The following is a 10,543-nucleotide window of genomic DNA, read 5'->3' as shown; positions in this document are numbered from 1 at the left end:
TCGGTGGAGCTGCATGACAAAGTCATCGGGCATTATCTGAACATAAAACACTATCAATAAGTTGGAGTCATTACCTACGTAGCTTTATTTTTTCTGTCAGCATAAAAGGAGAAAACAATGATGGGTGTTTATTTGTCATAACAATACCTCAAATGTTTATCTGATTTTGATGCGTATGTTTTAACTGGTTAGTTGTTGCCAGCTTTGGAACCAAGAATTCTGGCTTTATTTATAATCCCTTTAAAGGGTTTCTAATAATTGAGTTGCTGCTTTTTTGTTTCTTTAATGAAATTTCTTTTTGAGTAATTTTATTATTGTTGTGTAGTCAATAAAGGATAAATATAAGGGAGATAAGGAATCTCCCTGTAAAATTATTACAAATGTGTTTTATAAAAAGGAATTAATTTATCGAGTGCCTGTTTCACAGGTTCTGGCTTATCATACAGGTCGTAATGTGAATAACCTTCAACCACGACCAGCTCTTTATGTTTTGAAGCAGCGCGGCCAATAATTTCGCAGCCGTCACGGTAGGCACCAAATGCGCCCACTCTATCGCCCACCACAACCATTATTGGTTGAGTTAACAGCACTTCTGCAAGATGAAATGCATCCCAACCCACGGCAACAGTCTGATGTGAGAATAGTGAACGATTTACCCCATTAGGTGCACAGCCTCGTGGCGAACGATAATATTCTGTGGCTTCAAAAAGGTCTATTTCTGTTAATCCCGCTTCAAGAGCTGCATCCGGAGAAGAGGGGAGTAAATCATCTACGCGAAGTTTTGCGCCGTTAGCTTCGTCTGTTCTTTGTTGCGCCATTGCTTCGAGTGCTCCGATAGGATTAAACGCTGTAAATCCCTCACGCATAAGACGCCCGTAGTTTGCACCCGTGACAGTACCAATAGCTTTAATTCGACGTTCTGTCATTGCGGCATTAATGGCATATCCACCTCCACCACAAATACCCAGTACACCAATACGCCCGGCATCAACGTAAGGTAAGCTGGTAAGGTAATCAACGACAATGCTGAAGTCTTTTACTCGCATTGTTGGATCTTCCAGATAACGCGGTTCCCCACCGCTGCTTCCCTGAAAATTGGCATCAAAAGCAATGACGATAAAGCCAGCTTTTGCCAGGGCGGCACCATACACACTACCCGATGTCTGTTCTTTGCAGCTTCCAATTGGATGGGCGCTGATAATGGCAGGATACTTTTTTTCACTATTAAAATCGTCAGGGAAATAGATATCAGCAGCTATATCCCAGTAAGTGTGTTTTATCGAAACAGTTTTCATTTCAAGCTCCGGGGATTTGCCTAAACAGATTTAAATATCATTTCTATTATCCGCAACTGGCATTCGTGTTCATATCGAGAACGGCGTAATAGTATGACTTGTATTGGTTATCATCAATGGTCTAATATCTATCACAGTGTTAAGTTAAGGTTTACAATGATGAAAATAGAGCCTTCAATTTTGCCTTCTCTTGCCTGGTTTGCGCTTATTGTTCGTGCCGGCAGTTTTTCCAGAGCCGCTTCTGAAATGGGTATTACGCGGGCCGCATTGTCCCAGAATTTAAAATCTCTTGAGGAACGTCTTAACACCAAGCTGATATACCGTACGACCCGCAATATGTCGCTTACTGAGGAAGGACAGCGTCTGTATGAAGTGCTGGTGTCGGCTTTGGGGCAAATTGATGATGCTTTGAAAGATGTTGGTGATACCCAACTTGAACCTACAGGCCTGTTGAGAATAAATTCCTCCCGTGTTGCAGCACGGATGCTTGTTGAGCCTCATATTGGCGAGTTTCTTACTCGTTACCCCAAAACAAAGATAGAACTCATTATGGATGACGGTTTATCTAACATTATTGCGGACGGCTGTGATGTGGGCATACGTCTTGAGCAAGGACTGGATGAGCATATGACTGCCGTTCCTGTTTCTCCGCTTATTAAACTGGTTACTGTGGCATCGCCAGATTATTTAAAAGAACACGGTATTCCTGAAACGCCTCAGGAACTGAGTAACCATAATTGCCTTCGGTTGCGGCATAAAAGTAGCGGTGCACTCTCTGCATGGGAGTTTTCTAATGTTGCGGGCGGGAATGAAGAGTTCGAAATAGAGGTTTCAGGTAAGTATATTTCTAATGATGACGAAAGCATGATACGAATGGCGCTGAATGGAACGGGTATCATTCAACATCTGGATTTTACAATCGCTGAACATATCAATGCGGGCAAGTTACAGCCGATTCTTGAGGATTGGGCTGTTTCATTTCCTGGGTTTTATATTTATGTTTCATCACGGGTGAGAATGCCCTCTAAAGTTCGTGCTTTTATTGATTTTATGGTGGAGAAAAGAGTAAAACTCGAAAATTGATGATATGTGTCAGAATATCGGTAAGAAGAATCGCGCAATCGTGAGGATACGTTTATTCATAATAAATCTCCTGAAAGTTTAGAATTATTTTCGATACAGCCAGATTATCATTGTTACTAATAATGTGGCTAAAATAATAGCATCTATGACCCCCCTTCATGAGTGACTGTGAAGAGGATGCTTCTACAAGGAAATCGCCAATGCTCAAAGAAAACTTCAACGAACTGCAAATCTTTCTTGTGGTGGCAAGAGAGCGAAGTTTTACCAAAGCAGCGGGCAAACTCGGCGTCTCTCAGTCTGCACTTAGCCATGCAATAAAGGCTCTGGAGGAAAGGCTCAATATCCGCCTCCTGACACGGACTACCCGCAGTGTGGCTCCCACAGAAGCGGGGGAGAGAATCATTGCCTGCCTTGAACCGCGTATTGACGAGCTTGAACAGGAACTGGAGTCACTTATTCAACTGAACGGCACGCCCACCGGGAATATTCGTTTATCTGCCGGGGAACATGCCGCGCGAAGTCTGGTCTGGCCGAAGCTAAAACCTTTTCTCAGAAAGTATCCCGAAATCAGTGTCGAACTGGTGGTGGATAACGGTTTTGTCGATATTGTTGAAGGCCGTTTTGATGCCGGGATACGACTGGGTGAAAATGTTGATAAAGATATGGTTGCGGTCAGAATTGGACCAGATATGCGGATGGCTGTGGTGGGGGCACCGGCGTATTTTGCTGCAAACCCTGCGCCTGAAACGCCTCACGAGCTACAAAACCATCGCTGCATCAACATGCGTTTGCCAACTGCCGGTGGACTTTACCACTGGGAATTCGAGCGAGAAGGGAAAGCGCTTCGTGTTAAGGTTGATGGGCAGCTGACGTGTAGTCCATTGCCAGAAAGAATTGATGCCGCGTTATCAGGGTTTGGGATCGCTTGTGTCCCTGAAGACATGGTTCAGGAGTATATAACGTCAGGCAAGCTTATTCAGGTGTTGCAGGAGTGGTGTCCAACTTTTCCCGGATATTATCTTTACTACCCCAGCCGCAAGCAGCATCCGCCTGCTTTTGCGCTGTTAATCGATGCGCTTCGCTACACCGAATAACGGGTCCTTTGTTCCTGGACCCGTTTGGGTATTAGCGGCCTACGCGTGCCTGGTGTTCAGGCGAGTAACGTTCACCGACGATTTTAATTGTTTCCAGCGCCTCGGTTATCTGCTGCGTATCTTTCTGCGAAAGAACAATGTCAGCAGCGGCCAGGTTTTCTTCCAGCCGGTGCAGTTTAGTGGTGCCAGGGATGGGAACAATCCACGGCTTTTGTGCTAACAGCCATGCCAGTGCGATTTGTGCAGACGTTACCCCTTTCTCCGCAGCCAGTTCACCTAACAAGGTGACCAGTTTTTCATTAGCTTCAATGGATTGTGCTGCGAAACGCGGTACGGTGCTGCGGTAATCATCTTTGCCGAAAGTGGTTCCCGGCTTAATCGACCCGGTCAGGAAACCTTTACCTAGTGGGCTGAAGGGGACAAAACCAATCCCCAGTTCCTCCAGCAACGGCAGAATTTCCTGTTCAGGCTCACGCCACCACATGGAATATTCGCTTTGCAGGGCGGTGACAGGTTGTACCGCATGCGCACGACGAATGGTTTGTGCGCCAGCCTCGGACAGACCGAAATGTTTGACCTTACCTTCTGCGATGAGGTCTTTCACCGTTCCTGCAACATCTTCAATAGGAACATCCGGATCAACACGGTGTTGGTACAGCAGGTCAATAACATCTGTCTTCAGACGACGTAATGATCCTTCAACGGCTTCACGGATATGTTCCGGACGGCTGTTTAAAATCTGCTGCTTATTATCATCGCCGAAGGTAAAACCGAATTTAGTGGCGATCACCACGCGGTCACGAAACGGTTTTAAGGCTTCGCCGACCACTTCTTCATTCAGATACGGACCATACACTTCGGCGGTATCGAAGAAGGTGACGCCACGTTCAACCGCAGCACGAATAAGTTCGATAGCCTGACGGGTATCGGTCGCCGGGCCGTAGCCGTGGCTTAAGCCCATGCAACCGAGCCCAAGGGCGGAGACTTCGAGTCCGGATTTACCCAGATAACGTTTTTGCATTGAATGAATACCTCTTTTATCGCGGCTTAAACATCAAGTTTGCGGCCAGTCAGCCATTCCACCATTGCGGGATCGCGGTGAGAGAAGAACGCGCTGGTTGCGGTATCCAGGGCGGTAATTTGCAGCATATCTTCAGGACTGAGTTCAAAATCGAGAATGTTGATGTTCTCTTCCATGCGTTCTTTGTGTACCGATTTTGCCAGTGAAACAATGCCTCGTTGGTAGATCCAGCGCAGAACAACCTGGCCCACGCTTTTGCCATACTTCCCGCCAATTGCAGTGAGAACAGGATGCTGGAACAGACCATTTTTCCCTTCCGCAAACGGTGCCCAGGCTTCTGGCTGAATACCACGGCTTTGCATCCACGGAACGGCGTGTAGCTGCTGATTGAAAGGGTTAACTTCAACCTGGTTTACCGCTGGAACGACGTTATTAAAGGCGATAAGGTCAGCCAGTCGGTCAGGATGGAAGTTACTGACGCCAATAGCGCGAATTTTACCGGCCTGTTGCAGCTCTTCCATGGCGCGCCAGGCACCGTGGACATCACCGTAAGGCTGATGAATCAAATACAGGTCAACGTAATCAAGTTGCAGTCGATTCAGAGAGCGTTCGAACTGGGCTTTGGCCCCTTCGTAACTGGTATCCTGCAACCAGAGTTTCGTGGTGACAAAGAGTTCGTTACGGGCGATACCGCTTTGTTTCAGTGCGTTCCCGACCTGGGTTTCATTTTGATAGGAGGCGGCGGTGTCAATCAGTCGATAACCGGTGTTAATAGCGTCAATGACCGCTCTTTCGCATTCGGCGGCATCGGTCATCTGAAATACACCAAAGCCCAGCAGGGGCATTTCAATACCGTTATTCAGTTTTACTTTTTGCATGGTGTTATCCTTCCGTTATCGTTCATGAGAAGCATAACGTAAAGAGAAGAGCTCGATTAGACGGCAGGATTTGTCAGGGGTTATGAACGAAATTCATAAATCTGTTTGAGTGTTGAGATGAGTAGTACAAGTTCGATATCTCTGCAATTTACAGTCCGATGAAGGAAAATGAATATCCATAAAAAATATATCGGTTTATCCTGGCGTATATACCTACTTCGACGTATTTCCAATAGTTGCTAATTAAAGGTAGGTCATTATTATTCACTCTAAATAATGAATTATTCACTGTCCACAGAGTAAGAAATATAACTTAAGTATCTATTTAATGACTTGCACAAAAAGCTAAATTTTCACCCATAAATAAAAATATAATCCCGCGCCCAACCCCCTGATGAGTGGCTACAGGCACTGGATATATTAGGTGGCGGTGTACTTTCTTACATAAAGGTATTTCCTTTTCTGCGGAAAAGGAAACCGGGAAATCCCCGGTTTTTCTGACAAGCAGACGCCATTATTTGTGTCTGCCTATGTTCGTTAATTCGTTCATCAGGAAATTATCTCAATGTCACGTTATAAAACAGGTCATAAACAACCACGATTTCGTTATTCAGTTCTGGCCCGCTGCGTGGCGTGGGCAAATATCTCTGTTCAGGTTCTTTTTCCACTCGCTGTCACCTTTACCCCAGTAATGGCGGCACGTGCGCAGCATGCGGTTCAGCCACGGTTGAGCATGGGAAATACTACGGTAACTGCTGATAATAACGTGGAGAAAAATGTCGCGTCGTTTGCCGCAAATGCCGGGACATTTTTAAGCAGTCAGCCAGATAGCGATGCGACACGTAATTTTATTACCGGAATGGCCACCGCTAAAGCTAACCAGGAAATACAGGAGTGGCTCGGGAAATATGGTACAGCGCGCGTCAAACTGAATGTCGATAAAGATTTCTCGCTGAAGGATTCTTCGCTGGAAATGCTTTATCCGATTTATGATACGCCGACAAATATGTTGTTCACTCAGGGGGCAATACATCGTACAGACGATCGTACTCAGTCAAATATTGGTTTTGGCTGGCGTCATTTTTCAGGAAATGACTGGATGGCGGGGGTGAACACCTTTATCGACCATGATTTATCCCGTAGTCATACCCGCATTGGTGTTGGTGCGGAATACTGGCGCGATTATCTGAAACTGAGCGCCAATGGTTATATTCGGGCTTCTGGCTGGAAAAAATCGCCGGATATTGAGGATTATCAGGAACGCCCGGCGAATGGTTGGGATATCCGCGCAGAGGGCTATTTACCTGCCTGGCCGCAGCTTGGCGCAAGCCTGATGTATGAACAGTATTATGGCGATGAAGTCGGGCTGTTTGGTAAAGATAAGCGCCAGAAAGACCCGCATGCGATTTCTGCCGAGGTGACCTATACGCCTGTGCCTCTTCTGACACTGAGCGCCGGGCATAAGCAGGGCAAGAGCGGTGAGAATGACACTCGCTTTGGCCTGGAAGTTAACTACCGAATTGGCGAACCTTTGGCGAAACAACTCGATACGGATAGCATTCGCGAGCGTCGGGTACTGGCAGGCAGCCGCTATGACCTGGTTGAGCGTAATAACAACATCGTTCTTGAGTACCGCAAATCTGAAGTGATCCGTATTGCTCTGCCTGAGCGTATTGAAGGTAAGGGCGGTCAGACACTTTCCCTCGGGCTTGTGGTCAGCAAAGCAACTCACGGACTGAAAAATGTGCAGTGGGAAGCGCCGTCATTACTGGCTGAAGGTGGCAAAATTACCGGTCAGGGTAGTCAGTGGCAAGTAACGCTCCCGGCTTATCGTCCAGGCAAAGACAATTATTATGCGATTTCTGCGGTTGCCTACGATAACAAAGGCAATACCTCAAAACGCGTGCAGACAGAGGTGGTCATTACCGGAGCTGGTATGAGCGCCGATCGCACGGCGTTAACGCTTGACGGTCAGAGCCGTATTCAAATGCTTGCTAACGGTAATGAGCAAAAACCGCTGGTGCTGTCTCTGCGCGACGCCGAGGGCCAGCCAGTCACGGGCATGAAAGATCAGATCAAGACTGAACTAACTTTCAAACCGGCTGGAAATATTGTGACTCGTTCCCTGAAGGCCACTAAATCACAGGCAAAGCCAACACTGGGTGAGTTCACCTAAACTGAAGCAGGGGTGTATCAGTCTGTCTTTACTACCGGAACGCAGTCAGGTGAGGCAACGATTACTGTTAGCGTTGATGGCATGAGCAAAACCGTCACTGCAGAACTGCGGGCCACGATGATGGATGTGGCAAACTCCACCCTGAGCGCTAGCCGTCAGGTGACGTGGTTGCTGATGGTCAGCAAGCCTATACGTTGACGTTGACTGCGGTGGACTCCGAGGGTAATCCGGTGACGGGAGAAGCCAGCCGCTTGCGATTTGTTCCGCAAGACACTAATGGTGTAACCGTTGGTGCCATTTCGGAAATAAAACCAGGCGTTTACAGCGCCACGGTTTCTTCGACCCGTGCCGGAAACGTTGTTGTGCGTGCTTTCAGCGAGCAGTATCAGCTGGGCACATTACAACAAACGCTGAAGTTTGTTGCCGGGCCGCTTGATGCAGCACATTCGTCCATCACCCTGAATCCTGATAAACCGGTGGTTGGGGGTACAGTTACGGCAATCTGGACGGTAAAAGATGCCTATGACAACCCTGTGACCAGCCTCACGCCGGAAGCGCCGTCATTAGCGGGTGCCGCTGCTGAAGGTTCTACGGCATCGGGCTGGACAAATAATGGTGATGGGACGTGGACTGCGCAGATTACTCTCGGCTCTACGGCGGGTGAATTAGAAGTTATGCCGAAGCTAAATGGACAGAATGCGGCAGCAAATGCGGCAAAAGTAACCGTGGTGGCTGATGCGTTATCTTCAAACCAGTCGAAAGTCTCTGTCGCAGAAGATCACGTAAAAGCCGGCGAAAGCACAACCGTGACGCTGGTGGCGAAAGATGCGCATGGCAACGCTATCAGTGGTCTTGCGTTGTCGGCAAGTTTGACGGGGACCGCCTCTGAAGGGGCGACCGTTTCCAGTTGGACCGAAAAAGGTAACGGTTCCTATGTTGCTACGTTGACTACAGGTGGAAAGACGGGCGAGCTTCGCGTCATGCCTCTCTTCAACGGCCAGCCAGCAGCCACCGAAGCCGCGCAGTTGACGGTCATCGCCGGAGAGATGTCATCAGCGAACTCTACGCTTGTTGCGGACAATAAGGCTCCGACCGTCAAAACGACGACGGAACTCACCTTCACCGTGAAGGATGCGTACGGGAACCCGGTCACCGGGCTGAAGCCAGATGCACCAGTGTTTAGCGGTGCCGCCAGCACGGGGAGTGAGCGTCCTTCAGCAGGAAACTGGACAGAGAAAGGTAATGGGGTCTACGTGTCGACCTTAACGCTGGGATCTGCCGCGGGTCAGTTGTCTGTGATGCCGCGAGTGAACGGCCAAAATGCCGTTGCTCAGCCACTGGTGCTGAACGTTGCAGGTGACGCATCTAAGGCTGAGATTCGTGATATGACAGTGAAGGTTAATAACCAACTGGCTAATGGACAGTCTGCTAACCAGATAACCCTGACCGTCGTGGACAGCTATGGTAATCCGTTGCAGGGGCAAGAAGTTACGCTGACTCTGCCGAAAGGTGTGACCAGCAAGACGGGGAATACGGTAACAACCGATGCGGCAGGTAAAGCCGACATTGAGCTGATGTCAACGGTTGCCGGGGAACACAGTATCGCGGCCTCAGTGAATAATACTCAGAAGACGGTTACGGTGAAATTTAAAGCGGATTTCAGTACCGGTCAGGCGACCCTGGAGGTTGATGGCAGCGCGCCAAAAGTGGCAAACGACAATGATGCCTTTACGCTGACGGCAACGGTTAAGGATCAATACGGCAACATTCTTCCTGGCGCTGCGGTCGTCTTTAATCTGCCTCGGGGCGTCAAACCGCTTGCAGACGGTAATATCATGGTGAACGCCAACGAGGAGGGTAAAGCGGAACTGAAAGTGGTTTCCGTGATTGCCGGAACGTATGAGATCACGGCGTCGGCAGGGAATGACCAGCCTTCGAATACGCAGACTATAACGTTTGTGGCCGATAAGGCGACCGCAACCGTCTCCGGTATTGAGGTGATTGGCAACTATGCACTGGCGGACGGCAATGCCAAACAGACGTATAAAGTTACGGTGACTGATGCCAATAACAACCTGTTGAAAGATAGCGACGTGACGCTGACTGCCAGCCCGGCAAATTTAGTTTTGACTCCCAATGGGACGGCGAAAACTAATGAGCAAGGACAGGCTATTTTCACCGCCACGACCACTGTCGCAGCGAAATATACACTCACGGCGAAAGTGAGTCAGGCCGACGGTCAGGAATCGACGAAAACTGCCGAATCTAAATTCGTCGCGGATGATAAAAACGCGGTGCTCGCCGCATCTCCAGAACGTGTAGATTCTCTGGTGGCGGACGGGAAGACTACTGCAACAATGACGGTTACCCTGATGGCGGGAGTCAATCCCGTAGGAGGAAGTATGTGGGTCGACATTGAGGCTCCGGAAGGAGTGACGGAGAAGGATTATCAATTCCTGCCGTCGAAGGCTGACCATTTCTCAGGTGGGAAAATCACGCGTACATTTAGTACCAGCAAGCCAGGTGTCTATACGTTCACATTCAACGCACTGACGTATGGCGGGTACGAAATGACGCCTGTGAAGGTGACAATTAACGCCGTTGCTGCAGAGACTGAAAATGGCGAGGAGGAGATGCCATAATTTGAATAGTATGAAAGTTACGATCTAATAAAGAATAATGGTGTTGAAATATTCAACGCCATTATTCACTGAATACCTTGCCTGATACTGATTAAATAGTATCAGGCAAGGATAAAACTCAATAAGAGATAGTGACCAACTAAACCGGACGAACGGGAATAAAAATTTCGCAAACAACATCATTGCCATCCTTTTCTACGAAATCTTCATTGTAATAAAAGCGCTCAATATCGCTGCCGTTCACTCTGGCTAACCCCCTGGCAGGCAACTCTATCAGTAGACTGGCCCCCTGAATCTCCAGACAACCAATATCACTTAAATAAGTGATAGTCTTAATACTAGTTTTTAGACTAG

The 10,543-nt window shown here is 48.2% G+C and carries 6 protein-coding genes and 3 pseudogenes; 4 read left to right on the top strand and 5 right to left on the bottom strand.

The genetic code is table 11. The features are described 5' to 3' along the window. Positions 1-60: IS1 family transposase (locus OQV04_RS25245; RefSeq protein WP_071528444.1), on the top strand; the 60-nt coding region annotated here is incomplete at its 5' end. A 16-nt stretch (positions 61-76) separates the two neighbouring features. Here the strand turns inward: OQV04_RS25245 and OQV04_RS21455 are convergent. Beyond that, positions 77-139 (bottom strand): annotated as a pseudogene (locus OQV04_RS21455) (NADH:flavin oxidoreductase); the annotation flags it as partial. A gap of 235 nt (positions 140-374) precedes the next feature. Then, positions 375-1,295, bottom strand: a complete 921-nt coding sequence (locus OQV04_RS21450) for an alpha/beta hydrolase (protein ID WP_032280324.1) — start codon at positions 1,293-1,295, stop codon at positions 375-377. Positions 1,296-1,451: 156 nt separating this feature from the next. Between OQV04_RS21450 and OQV04_RS21445 the strand changes: the two genes are divergently transcribed. Next, the gene (locus OQV04_RS21445) at positions 1,452-2,378 is read left to right on the top strand and encodes a LysR family transcriptional regulator (RefSeq protein WP_032280325.1); all 927 of its coding nucleotides are present in this window, start codon (positions 1,452-1,454) and stop codon (positions 2,376-2,378) included. Between the two features lie 200 nt (positions 2,379-2,578). After that, the gene (locus OQV04_RS21440; protein WP_032280326.1) at positions 2,579-3,472 is read left to right on the top strand and encodes a LysR family transcriptional regulator; all 894 of its coding nucleotides are present in this window, start codon (positions 2,579-2,581) and stop codon (positions 3,470-3,472) included. 31 nt (positions 3,473-3,503) lie between these two features. On the opposite strand, the gene OQV04_RS21435 is transcribed toward OQV04_RS21440, so the two are convergent. Next, positions 3,504-4,493 carry an aldo/keto reductase gene (locus tag OQV04_RS21435; RefSeq protein ID WP_032280327.1) on the bottom strand — a complete coding sequence of 330 codons (990 nt, stop codon included), beginning with the start codon at positions 4,491-4,493 and terminating at the stop codon, positions 3,504-3,506. 26 nt (positions 4,494-4,519) lie between these two features. Next, complete coding sequence (locus tag OQV04_RS21430) at positions 4,520-5,371, bottom strand: aldo/keto reductase (RefSeq protein ID WP_099145491.1); 852 nt, start codon at positions 5,369-5,371, stop codon at positions 4,520-4,522. Positions 5,372-5,936: 565 nt separating this feature from the next. Here OQV04_RS21430 and fdeC point away from each other — a divergent pair. Next, positions 5,937-10,189: pseudogene (fdeC, locus tag OQV04_RS21425) on the top strand (inverse autotransporter adhesin FdeC). 139 nt (positions 10,190-10,328) lie between these two features. Here fdeC and OQV04_RS21420 read toward each other — a convergent pair. Then, positions 10,329-10,543, bottom strand: a pseudogene (locus OQV04_RS21420) (hypothetical protein); the annotation flags it as partial.

It is taken from the genome of Escherichia sp. Lx600-2 (assembly GCF_036662595.1).
GTDB lineage: Bacteria > Pseudomonadota > Gammaproteobacteria > Enterobacterales > Enterobacteriaceae > Escherichia > Escherichia coli.
The sequence above is the reverse complement of the archived record's forward strand: the minus strand, read 5'-3'. Positions and strand labels throughout refer to the sequence as shown.